The sequence below is a fragment of the Desulfovibrio legallii genome (assembly GCF_900102485.1).
Lineage (GTDB): Bacteria > Desulfobacterota > Desulfovibrionia > Desulfovibrionales > Desulfovibrionaceae > Desulfovibrio > Desulfovibrio legallii_A.
Window position 1 is genome coordinate 1 of sequence record NZ_FNBX01000012.1, and the last position, 20,429, is coordinate 20,429.

13 protein-coding genes and 1 tRNA gene are annotated in these 20,429 nt (G+C 58.5%); 9 read left to right on the top strand and 5 right to left on the bottom strand.

Annotated features, from left to right (window positions below; translation table 11 throughout):
- The first annotated feature begins 152 nt into the window (after positions 1 to 152).
- On the top strand, positions 153 to 2,930 hold the full coding sequence (locus BLS55_RS08100; protein ID WP_092154159.1) for a DEAD/DEAH box helicase: 2,778 nt from the start codon (positions 153 to 155) through the stop codon (positions 2,928 to 2,930).
- A 308-nt stretch (positions 2,931 to 3,238) separates the two neighbouring features.
- On the opposite strand, the gene BLS55_RS08105 is transcribed toward BLS55_RS08100, so the two are convergent.
- Positions 3,239 to 3,323: transfer RNA gene (locus BLS55_RS08105), tRNA-Leu, on the bottom strand.
- A 114-nt stretch (positions 3,324 to 3,437) separates the two neighbouring features.
- Here BLS55_RS08105 and BLS55_RS08110 point away from each other — a divergent pair.
- The 5 genes from BLS55_RS08110 (at position 3,438) to BLS55_RS08130 (ending at position 9,696) form a co-directional block, all read left to right on the top strand.
- Positions 3,438 to 4,493: a DUF1786 domain-containing protein gene (locus BLS55_RS08110; RefSeq protein ID WP_092154160.1), complete on the top strand. Its 1,056-nt coding sequence runs from the start codon at positions 3,438 to 3,440 to the stop codon at positions 4,491 to 4,493.
- 24 nt (positions 4,494 to 4,517) lie between these two features.
- Complete coding sequence (locus tag BLS55_RS08115; protein WP_092154162.1) at positions 4,518 to 5,816, top strand: phenylacetate--CoA ligase family protein; 1,299 nt, start codon at positions 4,518 to 4,520, stop codon at positions 5,814 to 5,816.
- Between the two features lie 41 nt (positions 5,817 to 5,857).
- The gene (locus BLS55_RS08120; protein ID WP_092154164.1) at positions 5,858 to 6,457 is read left to right on the top strand and encodes a DUF456 domain-containing protein; all 600 of its coding nucleotides are present in this window, start codon (positions 5,858 to 5,860) and stop codon (positions 6,455 to 6,457) included.
- A gap of 8 nt (positions 6,458 to 6,465) precedes the next feature.
- The gene (locus tag BLS55_RS08125) at positions 6,466 to 7,278 is read left to right on the top strand and encodes an RNA methyltransferase (protein ID WP_092154166.1); all 813 of its coding nucleotides are present in this window, start codon (positions 6,466 to 6,468) and stop codon (positions 7,276 to 7,278) included.
- Positions 7,279 to 7,668: 390 nt separating this feature from the next.
- On the top strand, positions 7,669 to 9,696 hold the full coding sequence (locus tag BLS55_RS08130; protein ID WP_092154167.1) for a methyl-accepting chemotaxis protein: 2,028 nt from the start codon (positions 7,669 to 7,671) through the stop codon (positions 9,694 to 9,696).
- Positions 9,697 to 9,704: 8 nt separating this feature from the next.
- On the opposite strand, the gene BLS55_RS08135 is transcribed toward BLS55_RS08130, so the two are convergent.
- From BLS55_RS08135 to BLS55_RS08150, 4 genes are all read right to left on the bottom strand, one after another.
- Positions 9,705 to 11,960 (bottom strand): methyltransferase domain-containing protein, encoded by a 2,256-nt coding sequence (locus tag BLS55_RS08135; RefSeq protein WP_092154169.1) that lies wholly within the window; start codon positions 11,958 to 11,960, stop codon positions 9,705 to 9,707.
- Between the two features lie 48 nt (positions 11,961 to 12,008).
- Positions 12,009 to 12,752: a glycosyltransferase family 2 protein gene (locus tag BLS55_RS08140; RefSeq protein ID WP_092154171.1), complete on the bottom strand. Its 744-nt coding sequence runs from the start codon at positions 12,750 to 12,752 to the stop codon at positions 12,009 to 12,011.
- Between the two features lie 76 nt (positions 12,753 to 12,828).
- Positions 12,829 to 14,097 carry a glycosyltransferase family 4 protein gene (locus BLS55_RS08145; protein ID WP_092154173.1) on the bottom strand — a complete coding sequence of 423 codons (1,269 nt, stop codon included), beginning with the start codon at positions 14,095 to 14,097 and terminating at the stop codon, positions 12,829 to 12,831.
- A gap of 116 nt (positions 14,098 to 14,213) precedes the next feature.
- Positions 14,214 to 15,425: a glycosyltransferase family 2 protein gene (locus BLS55_RS08150; RefSeq protein WP_092154175.1), complete on the bottom strand. Its 1,212-nt coding sequence runs from the start codon at positions 15,423 to 15,425 to the stop codon at positions 14,214 to 14,216.
- A 263-nt stretch (positions 15,426 to 15,688) separates the two neighbouring features.
- On the opposite strand from BLS55_RS08150, the gene glf reads away from it, so the two are divergent.
- The 3 genes from glf (at position 15,689) to BLS55_RS08165 (ending at position 20,265) form a co-directional block, all read left to right on the top strand.
- Entirely contained in the window at positions 15,689 to 16,831 is a 1,143-nt protein-coding gene (glf, locus tag BLS55_RS08155; protein WP_092154177.1) for a UDP-galactopyranose mutase, read from the top strand.
- Between the two features lie 75 nt (positions 16,832 to 16,906).
- Positions 16,907 to 18,556: a glycosyltransferase gene (locus BLS55_RS08160; protein WP_092154179.1), complete on the top strand. Its 1,650-nt coding sequence runs from the start codon at positions 16,907 to 16,909 to the stop codon at positions 18,554 to 18,556.
- A gap of 65 nt (positions 18,557 to 18,621) precedes the next feature.
- Positions 18,622 to 20,265, top strand: coding sequence for a glycosyltransferase (locus tag BLS55_RS08165; RefSeq protein WP_092154181.1), 1,644 nt, complete (start codon positions 18,622 to 18,624; stop codon positions 20,263 to 20,265).
- Positions 20,266 to 20,429: the final 164 nt, after the last annotated feature.

The window sequence follows — 20,429 nt, forward strand, 5'->3', positions numbered from 1 at the left end:
TGTCGGAAAATCTGGACGCTTTCATGTAAAATCTCCGTTCGGGTCAGTATCGGAAATTCTACCCATAAACGCTACTTCTTTTTGGGGGGATTACCGGGGCATGGCGCACATATGAAGTGCGCAATAGAGCCGGTGCGCTATTTTCCTACAATATGCTTGAGCAGCTTTGCAATAAAGGCTGGGCCACTTTGACTGAGAATACCGTCACAATTCTCAATCGACATATGGCTAAGTGTCAGCCGTGGGAGTTGGCAGCCCTGGCGTTGCCCCCAGCCCTTCCCTTTCATTTGCGCGTTCACCCTCGAGGGAGCCTCACAATAGGAAGCAAGTTTGCCGTGGAGTATGCTTTCCATGCCCTGTCTCGCCCAATTTTGTTTACTCGAACTGGAATAATGGTCAAAGCCGAAGGCAAGGAGTACTGCCTGCTCGACCCAAATTACAGTATCATTACAAAGATTGATGCTTACAGAACGGATCCACTGACGGATCCGCAGGACAGAATGTTCTGGTGGGCAGAGCTGCTTGATTTGATGTGTAAGCCGGATGAAGTCATTGACAATAAGGCGTTACGTTCATACAAAATTGCCAGAGCATACCACTTTACTGTTAGTATTCAATCTATTCGAGGTGATTTGCGTATCACGCCCCGCCTGCTAGCAGAAGTGCCAACGCACGAGAATGAAGATGGCAGCACCCAGGAAAACAAGATTCTTCCGCCGCAGGCGCACGCAACTTTTGTAAAAGATTTTGAGCAGCACCCCCTGCGAACCCAATACGCACTGGGAAGCGGATACTTCATTTCACTGCCCAAGGAAATGCAAGTCGGATTGAGCGCGGTGAAGGGCGTTAACCGGTCAAGCATTCAAGAAAAAATAGATTTCATCAATAATCCTTATGAGTTTTTAAAAAAACGACTGGCGGGCGATCTGTCAGAAGAAATTATAGACAGCATTTTTGTGGAAACACCTCTTTTTTTAGAGGAGCGCGTCAAAGGGCTCTGCATATGGGAAGCGCGAAATGTCTTTCCCACAAGCTCCAGCGGGCAAAAATGGCTGCCGGACACGCTGCCGGATACTGTGCAAATTCTTGTGGGCGACCAAGCATATCAAGTATCTGTGCCAGAATTGCGACAATTCATCGCTGATGTCGCTGGTGCTTTGGAAAACAATGAGCCGCTTGTCTCTTTATGCGGAGACAACATTTCTGTAACGTTTGACCTTCTTGAGCAGCTTAAAACAACAGCACGAATTTTTTTGGAAGGAGAAAAACAGGGAAAAGTAGAAATTTTCCGCATTGCACCAAGAGTAACTGACGTTGATGAAGTATGTGCCGTGCCAACGCGGCCAGCGTGGGAAGGCGCTATAGAGTATGCTGCTGGCGTGCACCCGCATCTTCACCAGCAGGACGGCATTGATTGGCTGCAAGCGCATTGGCGTGCAGGAACTTCAGGTGCTCTTCTAGCTGATGACATGGGCTTAGGAAAAACACTTCAAACTCTTTCCTTCATGTGGTGGCTTTTTAAGCAAATGGAAACAGGGCATGCAGATCGCCACCCAATACTCATCGTTGCGCCTACAGCCTTGATTAAGAACTGGCAGGAGGAGGCTGAAAAATTTTTTGACCGTGCGCTGGGGAATCCACTCGAAGCCTATGGTCCATTTTTTACAGCTTTTGCTAGTAGAGCCGCAGCACGCGAAGCCCTGATGCAGCATCCATGGGCTATCACAACGTATGAAACCATGCGTGACAAAATAGAAGTATTCGTGGGGCCGTACTCTCTGCTTGTTTTTGATGAGGCACAAAAAATAAAGAATCCTGGCGCACTGGTTTCTGAAATGGCAAAGTCCATAAAGACAGAATTTTGCCTCGCATTGACCGGGACACCCGTAGAAAATAGCTTGCGCGACCTTGTGAGTATTGTGGACAGAGTACAACCCACACGCAAACAGAAGCTGCTACGTTTTGTTGAAAACTATGAAACTATCGAGAGGGGAGGGAAGCCAACTTTTGGCCCGTACCCGAAAGGAGTACACTGCCCAAATACAAGCCGCAGTAACAATGCAAGCCAGCATGATGAGCCTGAAGAAGCCTACGACAAGGAAATTTTTCTGCAAAAAATCAAGGAAGAGCTGGAGTGCGCTACGCCTCCTGTACTTCTGCGCAGGTTGAAAGATACACACTGGAACGAGCGGCCAGAAAAAACGATCCTTCCGCCTTACGAAGACATTATGCCACCTTTGCAAGCGCAAATCTACGATGCAGCACTGGCTAACGCCAAGGAAAAACTCCGCATGGGATCAATGGGGGCGGTACTTGAGGCCATTCAGCGTATGCGGCAAATATCATTGCATCCACCGCTTGATCCAACGGATTCGCCCCAAAAAATGCTGGAATGCTCGGCACGCATTGTCCGCCTCATGACAATCTTGGACGAAATACAGAAACGCGACGAAAAAACCCTCGTATTTGTGGAATACCTCGAAACGCAGGCACGGCTTGCCACACTCCTGAGTGAGAAATATTCACTTTCTGTCTCATGCATCAACGGCGGGGTACAGGCAACGCAACGACAAGGAATTGTAAATAAATTCCAAAATGGGCCTGATGGATTTGACGTGCTGTTGCTCTCACCTAAAGCTGGGGGAGTGGGGCTAAACCTTACCGCCGCCAACCATGTCATACATCTAACGCGCTGGTGGAATCCGGCGGTCGAAGACCAGTGCACTGACCGGGTTTACAGAATCGGCCAAAAGAAAGCCGTGTTTCTGCACTATCCACTAGCCATCCACCCTACCTACGGCGATCAAAGCTTTGATTGCAATCTACACCGACTGCTCGATAAAAAGCGTGCTCTAAGCCAAGGCGTGCTTAGTCCAACCAATCCTAGAGACACCCGCGAAGTGTTTGAAGCTCTATTGGGAGATGCGTAACAAAATCGGCCTGCCGCAATACTCCAATAATCTGTTCTTCGGTAAATCTGCTGCGTTTCATTCTTGTGCTCCTATGCCAGGAATACTAACTTTTCAATGGTATATTTTCCTGGGGGAGGGTCAGTGTTGGTTTTGAAAATGACGACTGCGCCAACGACCAACACTATAACCAACAGCAAGGTTGACTGCAAACGACAGCAAATGAAAAAATGTGAATGGACGTGAAAGCAAAAGCCGCCCCAATCTCGTTGATTGGGGCGGCTTTTTGAAAGAAAATGATTTTTGTTGAAATCATCTGAAAACCATCATGGTGCCGAGGGCGGGACTCGAACCCGCACGAGAATTCTCACTACCCCCTCAAGATAGCGTGTCTACCAGTTCCACCACCTCGGCGCAGAGAAGGCTTCTATCGCATAGTCCGGGGAATGGCAAGTGTTTTTTCCTGTCGCGGCGGGCTTGCGCTCTAAAGCTGTTGCGGCTACTCTTGCAAGCCCTATGGAGTGTGGCATGGACGAAACCGTACAGAAATTTTTGCGCAGCGCGGGCCCGGTGCTCTGTGTGGACATAGGCAGCGGCACGCAGGACGCGCTGCTGGCCCGTCCAGGGCTGGAAGGCGAAAACTGGCCGCGCTTTGTGCTGCCCGCCCCGGCCCGGCTGGCGGCCCAGCGCATCCGCGAGCTCACCCTGCTGCACCGCAATATCTGGCTTTACGGCGGCAACATGGGCGGGGGCTTTACCCAGGCCATCAAAGAACACCTGGCCGCCGGGCTGGCGGTCTTTTCCACCGCCGCGGCCACCCGCGGCATTCATGACAGCGAAGAGGTGGTCCGCGGCCTGGGCGTGGAAATCTGCGCCAATTGTCCGGAAGGCTGCGTGCCCGTCTTTCTTGCCGACTACGCGCCCGATTTCTGGGCGGGCCTGCTGCGCCTGGCCGGGCTGCCGCAGCCGCACTTGGTGTTGGCCGCAGCGCAGGACCACGGCTTTCACGTCTACAACAACCGGCAGGGCCGCATGCGCGCCTGGAGCGACCTTCTGGCCGCCTCGGCGGCCCCTTCCGGCTGGATCCACGCCGCGCCGCCCCCGTCCCTGACCCGCATGCAGGCCCTGCACGAAAAGACGGGCGGCCCCGTGGCGGACACGGGCGCCAGCGCCCTGCTGGGCGCGCTGTGCGACCCGAGCGTGCTGGAGCGCAGCTTCCGCGAAGGCGTGACCATCGTCAACGTGGGCAACGGGCACACCGTGGCGGCCCTGGTGTATCAGGGCAAGGTGCGCGGCATTTACGAGCACCACACGGGCATGCGCACACGGGAGCAGCTCCTGGAGGATCTGGAGCAGTTCCGCAAGCACTGGTTGCCGGCCGAGGCGGTACAGGCCAGCGGCGGGCACGGCACGGCTTTTGGTCCGTACTGTGAGGAGGCCGGCGGCTACGCGCCCACCTTCATCACCGGGCCCAAGCGCGCCCTTCTGGAGGGCTGCGGCACATTTCTGGCCCCGCACGGCGACATGATGCTGGCGGGCTGTTTTGGACTGCTCTGGGGCTGGGCGCACCGGCAGGTGAAGTAAGACGCGCCACTTGAGGGGGAAGGCATGGACGTTTTTGACGAAGCGGAACTGTGGAGTCGCGAGCATATTGAAGAAACGCAGCTGCTGCGCCTGCGCAACACCGTGGCGCAGACCCGCAAGTGCGCCTTTTACCGCCAACGCCTGGACGAGGCCGGCGTAGGGCCAGAATCCCTGCGCAGCCTGGACGACCTGCGGCGCATCCCTTTTACCACCAAGGACGATCTGCGCGCCCAGTATCCCACAGGGCTGCTCTGCGTGCCGCAGTCCGAGGTGGTGCGCATGCACTGCTCCAGCGGCACCACGGGTTCGCCCGTGGCCATCTGCCATACCCAGAACGACATCAACGCCTGGGCGGACCTCATGGCCCGCTGCATGTATATGGTGGGCGTGCGCCGGGACGACGTATTCCAGAATATGTCCGGCTACGGGCTGTTCACGGGCGGCCTGGGCATCCACTTCGGGGCGGAGCGCCTGGGCTGCATGACCATCCCGGCCGGGGCGGGCAATTCCCGCCGCCAGATCAAGCTGGCCAAGGATTTTCACACCACGGTGGCCCACATTCTGCCTTCTTACGCGCTGATTCTGGGCGAGCACCTGCGCGAAATGGGCGAAGACCCGCGCGAATTCCCCTTGCGCATCGCCATGGTGGGCGCGGAGCCGTACACCGAAGAATACCGCCGCCGCATTGAGCAGCTCTTTGACATGAAGGTCTACAACTCCTACGGCCTCTCGGAGATGAACGGCCCCGGCGTGGGCTTTGAATGCCTGGAGCAGAACGGGCTGCACATCTGGGAGGACGCCTACATCCCCGAAATTGTGGACCCGGAGACAGGCGCAGCCCTGCCCGACGGCGAGGTGGGGGAGCTGGTCATGACCTGTCTCTGCCGCCAGGGCATGCCCATCCTGCGCTACCGCACCCGCGACCTGACCCGCTTTCTGCCCGGATCCTGCGCCTGCGGCCGCAAGCACCGGCGCATCGACCGCATCCTGGGCCGCGCGGACGACATGTTCATCATCAAGGGCGTGAACGTCTACCCCCTCCAGGTGGAGCAGGTCATCATGGCCTTCCCGGAAGTGGGGCAAAGCTACCTTATCGTCCTGGAAAACGACGGCATCGGCGACGTCATGCGGGTGCAGGTGGAAATCCGGGACGAGTATTTTGTGGAAGATATGCGCGTGCTCCACAACCTGCAAAAGGCCATTACCGCGCGCCTGCGCGATGAAATTCTGGTGACGCCCAGGGTGGAGCTGGTGGAAAGCAACAGCCTGCCGCGTACCGAGGGCAAGGCCGTGCGGCTCAAGGATCTGCGCGAACAGAAGTAACGCGCCGGTTTTTGCGGCACAACCGGCCCACAGGCGGTTCTATGGATTTTCTGCCTTTTCCCCTGGCCTCAGTTCTGGCGGGCGCGTTCATCTCGCTGCTCTGCTTTGTGCTGCTGCTGAATATCTTCGGTCTGCCGGCCAACTGGCTGCTGCTGGGGCTGGTAGCTCTGTGGAAGATGGTCCACCCCGCGGCCCAGTCCATGGACGTCTGGTTCTGGGTGCTCATGGTGGGCATCGCCCTGGCCGGGGAGGCCCTGGAAATGGGCCTGCAGATCGTCAAGGCCCGGCGCTACGGCTCCAGCTCCTCCGGCACCTTTGCCGGCATGATAGGAGCCATTGCCGGCGCCATCCTGCTGGCCCCCCTGTTCTTTGGCCTGGGCGCGCTCATCGGCGCGCTGCTGGGCGCGTGGACAGGCTGTTTCCTCATGGAGATTGTCCGGGGCCGCCCGTTGGGCGAGGCTCTGGACGCGGCCTTCGGGGCCATGATGGGACGCTTTTTGGGCACAGTGTGCAAATGCGGGGCCGGCGGCGCCATGCTGGCTCTGGCGGCCAGCCATATCTGGCCCCAGGCCCCCGCCCTTTTTCTGGAACCGACCGAAGGCGCAACCCAGGTGCTGACGTCCTTTTTCCGGTTGTGCTGAGGCGCATGATGTTGCTGCACGGTCTGGACGTGGTTCTGGTCAAGACCCGCTTCCCTGAAAACATCGGCATGGCGGCGCGGGCCTGCGTCAATATGGGCTGCCCTTCTCTGCGTCTGGTGGATCCGGAACGCTGGGACAAAGACAAAGCCGCACCTCTGGCCACGCCCAAGGGCCTGCCCCTGCTGGACAGCCTGACCGTGCACCCCGCAGTGGAGGAAGCCGTGGCCCCCTGCGCCCTGGTGCTGGGCACAACGGCGCGGGTGGGCGGCTGGCGCAGGGCCCTGCTCTCGCCCCCGCAGGCCGGGAGGCTGGCGGCGGCGGCTCTGGCGCGCGGGGAACGGGTAGCCCTGGTTTTCGGTCCTGAAGACCGCGGCCTGAACAATGCGGAAATCACCCACTGCCAACAGCTGGTCACCATCCCCACTGATCCGGCGGCGCGCTCCCTCAATCTGGCCCAGGCCGTGCTGCTCCTGACCTACGAATGCGCCAACGCCGCACGGGCCCTGCGCCATGCCAGGGCCGACGCCACGGGCACGACGGCCACCCTGGTCGCCGACAACGCAGGCCCCGCGCCTGACGCGCCACCCCGCCAGGACCGGCCAGACCCCGTGCCCGGCGGGCGGGCCGCCACGGCCGCCGAGCAGGAACGGCTTATGGCCGCGCTCAAAGACATGCTCCTGCGGCTGGACTACCTGCACGGCGACAACCCCGACTACTTCCTGCTGCCCTGGCGGCGGCTGTTCAGCCGCGCGGGCCTGCGCCGCCACGAGTACGACGCCCTCATGGGCCTCTGCCGTCAGGTGCGCGCCAAGCTGGGCTGATTCCGCGCAGGGCAGCATCCGCCCTGCCGCCCCCTATGCCGCATCTGCGCCTTTACCCCGCCCCACAGCCCCGGCAATCCCCCACACGGTTTTGCAGAACGCTTCGCATGCCACGCAATGTGAAAAAAAATTCTTTTGCCGCTGCGGCCATCATTCCGGCGCAGCCTTTTGACAGCTTTTGCCGTCCATTCTATACTCGTCTCTCAACTTTTTATCATTCTTGTCGATAGAGATTAAAACACTACAGGCGACGTGCCTGCCCCTTGGCAGGGGGGCATCCACGCTCTGAGGTCCGCACGGCGCGGCCAGATCCTGGCCGCGGACGGGCCTTGCCCGCTGCAACGCGGCAATTCCGACGGCATTTTCGTTATGCTTGGGGGAGGACATTCCATGCGTCTCACGCTCGCGCACAAGTATGTGGGTTCCCTGTTCATTGCGCTGATCGTCTGCTGCGCCGTGGTGCTCGGCGTCGCCATCTATCATATGAAAAAACCTTTTGAGGCGGAGCTGGAAGACGGCATGGCGCGCAGCCAGAAGGTGGTGGAAGCCGCCATCGCCGCTACGGCGGAGCGCTTTCTCCGCAGCGGGGATCTTGTGGCGCGCAATCCGGACTTCGCCGCCGCCGTGGCCGCCAAGGACCACGCCACGGTCTACGCTCTGGCCCAGGAGCTTATGCGCGCCGCGGGTTCGGACTTCATGTCCGTTACGGACGCCCAGGGCACGGTCGTGGCCCGCGGCCACGCCCCCAAATACGGCGACAACATCGCCAGACAGTCCACCGTGGCCAAGGCCATGCAGGGCGAAGCCGCCGCCGCCGTGGTCACGGGGCCCATCAATCCCTTTATGCTCCGCGCCTCCTGCCCCATACGCCACGAGGGGGCCGTGGTGGGCACCGTTTCTGTGGGCGTGCTCCTCACCACGCCCACGTTTCTGGACGACCTCAAGCGCCTGGCCGGCGTGGACGTGACCATCTTCAAGGGCGATACGCGAGTCATGACCACCATTATGCGCGACGGCAAGCGGGTTGTCGGCACCAAGCTGGACGCCCCGGACGTGGTGCGGGCCGTGCTGGAGCGCGGCGAAGTAAGCCTGGTGCGCAACGTCATCCTGGGCGTGCGCTACCAATCCGCCTACTGGCCCGTGCGGACGGCGGACGGCAAAATTCTGGGCATGTGGTTTGTGGGCCTGCCCATTGAAGAGCTGGCCAAGCTGGAGTACGCCGGCATCCAGGCCGCTGTGCTCACCGCGCTGGGGCTGCTGGCGGTTCTGCTGGCGCTGGCCGTGCTGGTGGGGCTGCGCATCAGCGCGCCCGTGGGCCGGATTACGCGCTACGCCCTGGCCGTGGCCAAGGGGGACGCCTCCGCCCGGCTGGGCGTGCGCGGCAACGACGATATGGGCCAGCTGGCCGATGCCCTGCGGCACATGGAAAGCAACCTGCGCAACCTGGTGAAGGAAGCCCAAGCCAGAACCGAAGAGGCCCGCAGCATGAGCGAGGAGGCCCGCCAAGCCGTGGAAGAGGCCCATAAAGCGCAACAGGAGGCCGAAAAGGCCCGGCAAGAGGGCATCGTGAGCGCGGCCGGGCGCATGGGCGGCGTGGTGGAAAAGCTCAACGCCGCCGCCGAACAAATCGCCGACCAGGTGGACAACACCCATGTGGCCTTGAGTCATGCCCTGAAGCGCCTGACGGAAACCGCCGCGGGCATGGGCCAGATGAACGCCAGCGTGCTGGACGTGGCTAAAAACGCCGGGGGCGCGGCGGACATTTCCAACGCGGCGCGAGTGGAGGCCGAATCCGGCGCACAGGTGGTGGCCCAGGCCGTTTCCGGCATTCAGGAGGTGCAGCGCCAGTCCTTAAGCCTGCGGGAAGGCATGGCCCAGCTGGCGGAACACGCCCAGGCCATTACCAGGATCATGAGCGTCATTTCGGACATTGCGGACCAGACCAATCTGCTGGCCCTTAACGCGGCCATTGAGGCCGCCCGCGCGGGCGACGCGGGGCGCGGCTTCGCCGTGGTGGCCGACGAGGTGCGCAAACTGGCGGAAAAGACCATGGCCTCCACCAAGGATGTGGCCGAAGCCGTCAAAGCCATTCAGCAGAGCGCGGAAACCAGCGTGGCTCTGGTGGACGCCACAGTGCAGACCATTGACACGGCCACGGGCTTTGCGGGCCGCTCCGGCGAGGCGCTGAGCAAAATCGTGGGCATGGTGGATCAGACCGCGGACGAGGTGCGGGCCATCGCCTCGGCCAGCGAGGAGCAGTCCGCCGCCAGCGCGGCCATCAACAAGTCGCTGGAAGACGTGAACTATATTGCCAAATCCACGGCCGATTCCATGGAAGTGGCCGCCCGCGAAATGGCCGCCCTGCGCACCCAGGCCCAGGACATGGCCAAGCTGGTGGAGGCGCTGCGGCAGGGGTAGGGGGGGACTCAGGCGGAATGTTTGCGGCAATATGCTGCAAGCGGCTCAATGCATATTCTGTCTTCGTCTCCGAGCGCGCCCTGTTGCCGCATTAGCGCCTGCGGGCTGCGCCAACGGGGGCGACCTGCCGCGCGTGGCCAGGTATGGGGCGGCTGGAGAACGATGCGGCCAGCCCCGGTCTCCGGCCACACACCTGTGAGGGCAGTTTCCACCGCCTGCGCAAGACAATCCGGGCTGATTCCCGTCAGACAGTGTCGCTCCGCATACCGGCACCTCCAGTTACACCCGGCACATTCCAACGGCAGACAAAGGGCCAATGTCTTCGGCGAAGAAGGAAGGAAACGCCCCATATCTGCGCCCCCCAGAACAATCACTTGCGGCACTTGCAGAGCGGCCGCAGCATGGGCAAAGCTCGTATCAACGCCTACAGCCAAACGGCAGCGGGCAAGCAAGGCGGCACTGGTCAAGAAATCAGTCTTGCCGGAAAGATTAACAGCCGCAATGCCTTGAGTGCGCAACGCGCTAATATTTTTTTCATTGATCGCCTTTTCTCGGGAAGATCCCAGGGCAACGACGGCAAGATTATATTTCTGACAACACCGCGACAACGCCTCACCCACAAAGGGGCAATCACGCTGCCTATCCCCCCCACCGCAAAAAATGGCTATGGTGTGCCCTAGTGCAAGGCCACACTGCGCCCACAGGGCATCAGCAGCCGAACGGGCCGCAGCCGGCAACCAAATCTTTGGCTTCAAGCAGGGAAGAGGAGCACCCAGTTGGCGTAATATTTCCCTGTATGTTGCCATTTCATTAGATGTTCCTGGATGCGGGGCCCATTGGGAGGCAAGCGCAGCATTGTAAAAATCCCTCTCACTCGGACTCATGTTAACCGCATTGGCGCGAAGCCCCATGACAGGAATCTCCAATGCAAGACTGAGAGCCGCCACAGACATGGTTGGAGAACGCGTCCCCTGAAAAACGACGTTCGCTTTTACTGCACGAAGCAACTTGACACATTGCAGCAGATAGTCAGGATCATCCAGGCGGGATTTTTCGATCGGCAACACCTCTGCAACCATGGGGGCAGCCGCATACAGGGTGGCAGCAGCGGCGTCACAAGCTACAGTAATGCGCGCTTTTGGGAAAATGGTAGGCAAATGTTCCAACAGGGCGTTGGCCAGGATACTGTCGCCAATGCCATCCAGGCGGATGTACAGCAGTTTTGCAACCTCCTGTGCAGAAAAGCCTGGAGGCAAAGGATGCGCTTTCACGCTCGGTGATGTAGGGAGTCCATCGTCGGCCAATGCATGCCCACGCATGGTCTCTGAAATATTTTGTATAATAGTCTTTAACGTTGCGTTCTGCTGTTGCAATGCAGCAAGGTGGAGATAGTTGACATAGGCAGCATAAGCCGTTATCCTTTCCGGAATAGCCATGAACGTCTTCTTTATCTGCAGAGGCGAATACTGTTTGAGCGGTTTCCTGGAAAAAATATAAAACATGTCGTCAACGCCAAGCGTCGGATAATGTACGCTATGGACAAAGCCATGCTCACGGACAAGCCGTTCAAGAGCGGCTGCAGAAAAAAGAAAGAGATGCTCATTAGGAATTAACTGCCGAATAAATCTAGCATTTGTCTGTTGAAGATAGGAAAAAGAAACCTTTTCAGAGTACTTTGGTGTTTGTATACACAATATTCCATCATTACTTAACATTGAAATAGCATTTTTCATAAATGAAACAGGATCGGAAATATGCTCAAGAACGTCCATTAAAACAATTGCATCCGTTTTGCATTCACCAGACTGCAGAGGTCCCATAGTCCCCACGTCCACCTTGATGCCTACCTCCTGCCGCAAATGCTCCGTCCATTGCCGACTCAGCTCCAACGCACGAGCCTCATAACCGAGATCCTGCATCCAGCGGGTGAGCGATCCTAAACCGCACCCCACCTCCAAAACCGTAGCCGGGGGCAGAATGTGTCGCATAATGGCGCTAAGCCAAAGCCCTGCACGCTCCCTGTAGTGTAGAATTAAGGCATCCTCAATATCATCACAATGCATTTTTCTATATTGTTGCATTGTTTTTTCTTTCCAATAGTTTGAACCATACAATGATCTTTGCTCATCTTTGGGCGCGAACAAACCTTCTTCTTCTGCACAGTCTGTATAAATTGAGATTAAAGTTTCACACACGTTACACCTATAGTAGGCGTCACTCCACTGCACAAGGTCAGTATTTCCGCACCAACAACTTTTTTTCATTATTCCGCCGCCATTAAATTTTATCAATAAGTCTATTTAAGAATATTATTAAGGTATATCCTCAAGGGGGTTATCCTCATCAAGAGCATAATTCAAACTTGCTTCCATAATCTCGCGCGCCTTTGGGGCAACGCGTGAAAAAAGCACACGGAGGCGCTCCTCAAACAATACACAGCTCTTTGGGTCATCGCTCACCCCGCCCAATTCCATATATGAGACAATAATTGGCAATTTTATAATATTATCACTTGTAAGAATTTTTGCAGCGAAATCAAAATCACCAGCAATCTTATATGAGACGTCAAAACGTTCTTTCTGCAACACACTCATACGTATAAATGTTGCTGGAAATGGAAGCCCCATCCTTGAAAGAAACAGATTATACACCTCTTGCATCGATCTGTTTATCATATGTCCAACTTTTCCATTCTTTCCAGTAAGCAATGCGCCATACGACATAGAAATATGTGCTGGTGCAGTCCGTAAATATCTATGACACTGCGCTATGCTATGCCGGCTGACAAGAAAATCGTCTGCGCCTAAAAATATGGCCCAGTCCCCAGTTGCCCGATCCAGCGCTTTATTCCAAGCATCATAGATGCCCGAATCTGGTTCCGAAATCAACTTGATTCTATCTGCATAGGGCCGCAATATATTTAAGGTCCCATCTGTGGACCCCCCATCCTGCACGACCCATTCTATATTTGGATATGACTGATTGAATATTGATGCCATCAATTTAGATATATGCTTTGCGCAATTATATACTGATGTAATAATAGAATATTTCATTTTTATCTCGACATATATAAAATTTCATTAATATATAATAATACATAACTCAATATATTTAACATATAATGGCATATCAAGTCAGAATATTATTGCGTTGCAGCAATTGTACCGCCTGCTGAAACCCCATGCGCAACTGCGACGCCTCGCGCTCAAGATTGACACAAGCTGGTCTGGAAAAGGGATGTTCCCGCTCCAGGATTTCCCGCAGGGCACTTTCCACAGCTGTCCGTTCAGCGCGCCGCGTGTATTGCAACCGCGTCCGGCCTTGAAGCGCCGCAGCTTCGGTCAAAAGGTTTTCCCACTGGTCCATTACCGTGCGCGCGTCATAACGGGCAAGCAGCTCCTGAGCGCGCCGTCCCATCCTGTCGCGCAGGGCGGCGCTGCGCAGCAGCACTTGCAGGGTAGCGGCCAAAGCGGCCGGGGTCCGCTCCGGTGCCAGCAGGCCGTTCTCTCCATGCACAATAATTTCATTGGTTCCCGTACAGTCAGCAAAACCCACAGCGGGCAAGCCGTGGCGCTGCGCCTCCACAATAACCATGCCAAAACCTTCATAACGCGAGGGGATGCAAAAGACATGGGCTTTGGCATAATAGGCATCAATATTTTCCACCATGCCAGGAAACATTACCCGCTCTTCAAGGTGTAATCCATGAACAAGCCTCTCATAGCCTGCACGGTCAACGCCATCCCCACAGAGACAAAGATCCCAATCCGGAAACCGGGAAGCCAGCAGTTTAAACGCGCGCAACAACAAAGAAAACTGCTTTACGTCTTCAATCATTCGGCCTGCAGCAATTATCTGCTTGCGGTGCACAGATTCCCTATCTGGCGGCACGGGCAGCGGCGGTAGGACGGGGTTGGGGATAACCACAGCTCGCTCCCGCAGGAATTCGGGCAAGTTCTGCCAAAAATCGGCAGTGAGCATATGGATTTTGTCCGCCGCCGCCAGACAAGCCCGCCGTTCATACGCATTCCAGCGCTCTTTTTCTATCACCTCCGGCTTGCTATGTTCTGATATAACGAGCGGTATGCCGGTATGGTTCATGATTGACGGCAGCCAGAGCAACGCGTCCCATGAAAAAAGGGCGCAGATCACGTCTAGATTGGATGCAACAATTTTACGCCGCGCTTTGTCGACTGACGCCTGTGCCCCAAGGTTCAGCGATATGCATTCCACTGAAGACGGTATAGGATACTGCGGTTTGCCGTCCGGAGGAATATCCTGACAAAAAATAACCACCTCGTGGCCCCGCCGCACCATTGCTTCCGCAATCATGGCGCCCAGACGTTCTATGCCACCGCGCACAGTATACAATGACCACACTACCAGCCCTATACGCATTGCAACCTCTGCAAACTTTGTATAACTGTTACTCAGTGAAGCAGCACTATATTATAAATTATTGCATAAATTAAAAATGCCCCCTTCCCTAGGCGCTCGACGCACCTGCATGGCGGTCATGACAACAGCCACTGCCGTCGGTCTTCGCGCCTTGCCGCTAACTCGCGTTGCACGAGGTTCTGGTCATACTTATAAAATAACTTTATCCTATTGCCCAAAGAATTACCATTAAGCGAAGCGCTCTTTTGCACTTCCTTCCCCATGCCGCGCAGATGCATAAAGTGGATGAGTCCGTTAAAAACAATTCTCATTCCAGCCAGACGCATCCTGAGGTGGTGCTCGATATCCACGAACTGGCAAGGAGAAAGCCTGATGTCAAAAAGCCCGGCGGATTCGAGAGCGCAGCGATCAAAAATATGCAAACATCCGATAACATGGTCAACAATATCAATATAATCAAATTGCCCCACATCGGGGCAATCCCCTTCATTGGTTAATGCGACAGCCTGCGGCGAAAATTCGATGATATTGCGTATCCCGCCGTGGACGGTTGCGGGCCAACCGGGGCTGAGCGCCTTCCCCCCTACACAGCCACAGCCGGGAATGGCCCGGGCTGTTTGAACCATACGGGTAAGCCAGTCTTGCGGCACAGCGATCAGGTCATCATCGCCAATAGCGATGTAATCCGCGGCACTATGGTCAAAAGCCGTCAAAAGCCAGTTGTGACCGGCAGGACGCCCGATATTCGTCGGGAAATTTAACAAATTAACTTTAACATGCGAAGGGAAAAAATCCTGCGCGCGTTGCACGATATCCCAGGTGCCATCTGTTGAGCCATTGTCAGCTATATATACTGAGTAATTTCTATATGACGTTTTTCCAAGCTGTCGCAACGCATTCTCAACATATGACGCGCGATTGCAGGTCAAAATAAGCAAATGCACCAGTGGCTCTTCTGGCAAAGGCGCCATAACGGCTTCCCACAGTTCCGCCGTTTTGGCGCGCAGGCGACATTCCTCCGGGCTGACCAAACGTCTGGCGGCCCGCGCCGCATTGTGCGGCTCATGGCGCGAAAAGTAGAGCGCGCTGGCCATTTGAGCAAGAGCGGCGCCATCCGCGGCATCCTGAACATTTTCAAACAAATCCAGCAAAGGCTCTACAGCCGTACATTGATACAGGATAGCCATATGTTCAACGGTATTCAATGTAGAGAGGGGTAAATCTTTTGCACGCGCAACGATATTCTGGACAGTTCTTGACCACGCCTCAAGATCTGCGTTACGATAGTAGGTTATAGCTCTCAAAAATAGCAACGACAATTCGCTCATAGCGCTACAGCCTTACTCTAGAGACATTTTCATAGCAAACACATGCAGTTTTCTGTGCACGATTCCACACATATCGTCGAATACAGGCTACCATGGCGCAACGCCTGGGAATACATAAACAAACTTATGCATATATAATGCCAAAAAGCGTACCACAGCAGATTGCCACCTGAATCCTGGTATGCTACGCTGAAAACATTGGGAAATCGGATCTGTCCACAACAGCCAATCCCTTGACGCTGCAAAAACAACCAGGGTCGCCCATGAAACCGATTCTCATAGTGGGGGCCGGGCTGTTCGGCTCGGTGCTTGCCGAACGCATCGCCGCCGACGCCGGTCTTCCTGTCACGGTCATCGACCGCCGCGCGCATCCCGGCGGCAACTGCTGGTCCGAGATCGACGGCCCCACCGGCGTGGAAGTGCACAAGTACGGCTCGCACATTTTCCACACCTCGGATGAAAACGTCTGGCGGTATGTCACACGGTTTACGGATTTTAATCAATACCGCCATACGGTCTGGACCATCAGCAACGGCCAGGCTTATTCCATGCCCATCAACCTGGGCACCATCAACGCCTTTTTCCGCAAAAGTTTTTCCCCGGCCGAGGCTGCGGCCCACATCCGGGCGGAGATCGCCCGCGAGGGCCTCGCCGATCCGGCCAATCTTGAAGAAAAAGCCGTTTCCCTCATCGGGCGTTCGCTCTACACAGCCTTTATCCGGGGCTACACCATCAAGCAGTGGGAGAAAGACCCCACCGAGCTTTCCCCGGAGATCATCACCCGCCTGCCCGTGCGGTTTACCTACAACAACAGGTATTTCTCCGACGCCCATGAGGGCATCCCGCTGCAAGGCTATGCCGCCTTGTTCCGCAACCTGCTGCGCCACCCCCGCATCCGCCTGCTGCTTGATACGGACTACCAGGACGTGGCCGCGCGCCACGCCGATGCCCTGATCTGCTGCACCGGCGCAGTGGACGCTTTTTTTGACTATCGCCTGGGCCGGCTGGAGTGGCGCACCGTGGATTTTGAGCGGCAGTACCACGACTGCCCCGATTTTCAGGGCACGGCGGTCATGAACTACGCCGACGCCGAAACGCCCTGGACGCGCATCCACGAGTACAAGCACTACCATCCGGAACGCCCGGCAACGCCGGCCACCGTCGTTTTTCGGGAATATTCCCGCGCGGCCGGGCAGGACGACGAGCCTTACTACCCTGTGGACACGCAGCCCAACCGCGATCTGCTGCGCCGCTACCAGGATCTTGCCCGGCAAACGACCCCGAACGTCATCTTCGGCGGGCGGCTGGGCGCATACCGCTATTATGATATGGACGACACCATCGCGGCGGCCCTGCGCTGCTATGAACACGAGGTACTGCCCCGCTTGCGCGCGGCGCCGGCCTAGCCCGCGGCCCGCTTGCCGGGGCGGTTTCCCGGCCTACAGACACGCGCGGGCCGGGAGCCCGCAGGAGCCATGCCCATGCTCACCCCCAGGCTGCTCTGGACCGCCATGCCCCAGGCCGCCAGAGAAACCCTGCTGCTTGCGGCGCACGGCGGCCGCCGCCTGACGGCCGTTATCGGCCACATTCTCGACCATAATGCGGATTGGGCCGGTCTGCCCCCCGCCGACCTCTGCGCCCTGCTCAACGGCCTGGCCGTTGCCGCCTGGGAAGACGCCCCCTTTGATCCGCAGATCTGTTCCCTGCTGGTGCAGCTGCACCAGCAGAACCAGCCGTTGCCCCCGCCCCTCCTGCGCGCAGCCGCCCAAGGCGCGCGGCTGCCCGAAGACTGCGGCGATCTTGTCCAACGGCTGGACAACCTTTCGGGGTCGGAGAGCGTGGAGCGCACCCGCGCCCAGGTCGAGCGCTACGCCAAGCAGCGTCCGGATGCGCTCCTGCCCTTGTTTTTCGCCGTCAGGGCCGGCCTCAAGGCTGGGGATCCGGACTGGTTTGCCGCCTACTGTCGCCTGTTGCGCCTGCCGCCGCTGCTGCGGCGCGGCCTGGAGGCGGATACCCTGTATGCGCGGGGCGACTGGGCCAACGCGGCCCTGGCCTACGACAAAGCCCTGGCCCTCTGCCCCCTGCCGGGCCTGCTGGCCCGCAAGGCGCAGTGCCTGTATAAGCAGGAAGAAAGCCAGGCTGTGGATCTGTTCCGGCAAGCGGCCGCCCTGGCCCCCTGGGATACCGGCCTGCTGCTACGCGCAGCCGATCTGCAGGCGGGCCGCGACCGCCCCACCGCGCCGCCGCCGGGTAAGGGCGCGGTGCTGCTCTATTCCTGGAATCACGCTCAGGATCTGGAGGAAACCCTGGCCGCGCTGCTGGCCTCGGACCTGGGCGAGGCTCGCGTTCTGCTGCTCGACAACGGCAGCACCGACGAGACCGCCGCGGTGGCCGCGCGCATGACGGCGAACTTTGCGGGGCGGCTGCGCGCCCTGCGCCTGCCCGTCAATGTGGGCGCGCCCGCGGCGCGCAACTGGCTTTTACAGGAGCCGGAGGCGGCCCAGGCCGACTGGGTTGTCTATCTGGACGACGATGCCCTGGTGCCGCCCCACTGGCTGCGCGCGCTGGGCACAGCGGCCGCGGCCTTCCCCGATGCCGGGATTCTGGGCTGCCAGGTGACGGACATGGGGGCGCACATGGCCGTGCAAAGCACGGACCTGCACTTTGAAAGCGACCTTTTTATCCGCCAGGACGCCAACAAATCCGGCCTGTTCAATCTTACGGACCTCTGCTCCCCCCTGCCAGATTTCGGGTATTTTCAGTATATCCGCCCCTGCCTTTCGGTCACGGGCTGCTGCCACCTGCTGCGGCGCTCCAGCCTGGACGCCGTGGGCGGCTTCGACCTCCAGTTCTCGCCTTCCCAGTTTGACGACCTGGAGCGCGACCTCCGCGCCGGTCTCAAGGGCGAAAATGTCGTCTACAACGGGCACCTGCGCATCCAACACAAAAAACGCAGCGGCCTCATGTGCCGTGTAAACCACCGGCAGGCGGTCAACGCGCTGGGCAATTCCACCAAGCTGCGCGGCCTGTACGCTGAGGACGAAATCCGCCGTCTGCGCGATGCGGACTTCAAACGCCTGTTCGCCGGGCTGCTGCAGGCCGCAAAGCAGCTCTGCGCCCCAACGCCGTAAGCCGCCCGGCCCGAGAGCGGGCCCCACAGCGCGCCGCGTCACAACGCCGATAACCTGGAGCCGTCATGAACAACAACTACTTCAAGCTGCTCAGAGAAGGGCTGTCCGCCGAGCTGGCTATTCTGAACCTGGAAGAAAAGCTCCGCTACATGCGCATGTATCAGGATCTGGTTGTGCCGGACGCCAACATGGCCGCGGCCTTTGTCAATGCTCTCATTGCGGATGCGGACCTCCCCCGCTCGGCCGAAGCGCAGCAGGCCTTTTTCTACTTTCTGCAAATGGCCTGGCAGCACCAGCCGCTGCACCGGAGTATACTGCAGGCCCTGCAGAACCTCCGCCCCACGCCCCAGCGCCAAGAGCACCTGGCTATGCTGGAAAAGCTCGATCTCTCCGACGCCCAGTGGAGCCAAATGCAGCAGTGCGGCGCGCCCGAAGAAGGCAGCGCCCCCCTGCTAGCGCTGCTGCGCGCCAATCCCGCCCATGTGGGGGCCGCCAATGCGCTGCTTGCTCTGGAAGAAAAGTTTCCAGGCAGCATTGAAGACTGGTCGTCCCTGTTCCGCTGCCCGCACCGCATGCAAAGCCTCTGGGACTACCGCCTGTTCCTGCACTACGCCGCGCTGGGGCGTCACGCCGCCGCCACGGAGGCCTGGGCGCGCCTTCAAGGCGAATACAAGCTGCCCCTGGCCTGCCAGATGGCGGCGGACAACTTTGCTCTGGCCGGGGCAACGGACATGGCCCTGGCCCTCTATGCCCGGGCCTGCGCGGCCGACCCCCGCCTGCGGCCTGTTGCACGGCGCATGGAGACGCTGCGCCATCCGCCCCAGGCCCAGGAGGCCCTGGTCCACCAATGCCGCACTGCCATCTGCCTGTATTCCTGGAATAAGGGCGCCGTGCTGGAAGCGACCCTGCGCTCCCTGGCCGCCAGCGAAACCGCCGACAACCCCGTGTTCGTGCTGCTCAACGGCTGCACCGACGGCAGCGCCCAACGGATTGAAGGCCTGCGCGATCTGTTCGCTGGGCGCTCCTTCACCGTTATTACGCTGCCCATCAATATCGGCGCGCCTGCGGCGCGCAACTGGCTGCTGCATCTGCCCGATGTGCGCGCCTGCCCGTATGTGGCCTTTATGGACGACGACGTGACCGTGCCGGCCAACTGGCTGGTCCGCTACCTCACCGTTATGGAAGAGGACGCCCGCACGGCCGTTGTGGGCGGCAAGGCAGTCTTCCCCAAGGAGGACGGGCTGGCCCCCGGCATTCAGTATTTTTACCGCCTGGTCAGCCTGGCCAAGGACGGGCTGCTCAAACTGTCTGTGGCCACTCCAGGTCAGAACGTGCGCGACACAGGGCTGTATTCCTTCAGCCGGCCCTGCATGAACGTCATGGGCTGCCTGCACCTGCTCCGCACGGCGGCCCTGCGGGAGGTGGGCGATTTCGACATCCGCTATACCCCGTCGCAGGTGGACGACCTGGACCACGACCTGAGCACCTGCCTCGCAGGGTACCAGATCATGTACTGCGGCGATGTGACCTGCGAGCACCACCAGAACTCCGGCGTGGGCGTCAAGCGCCGCCCCGGGCTGGCGCAGATGGGCAGCATCATCGGCAACGACCTGAAAATGACCTATAAATTCGCCGAAAAACAGTCTGAACTGCTGCGCATAAGCCAGGAACTCAGCACCCTGCCGCTGCCGGGGGCCCCAACGCCGTAAGCCGCCGCGCCTCCTTCCCCGCAGTTTTTCCCTACATATTGCGGGGGCCGACACCTTATGGTATATGCCGTGGAGGATAAACTGGCAGAAATCCATTGCAATGCCAGTCTGTTGCTTCCCGCAAAAACGCCGCGCCGCCGCCAGGGCTCTGCGTCATGCCGGGC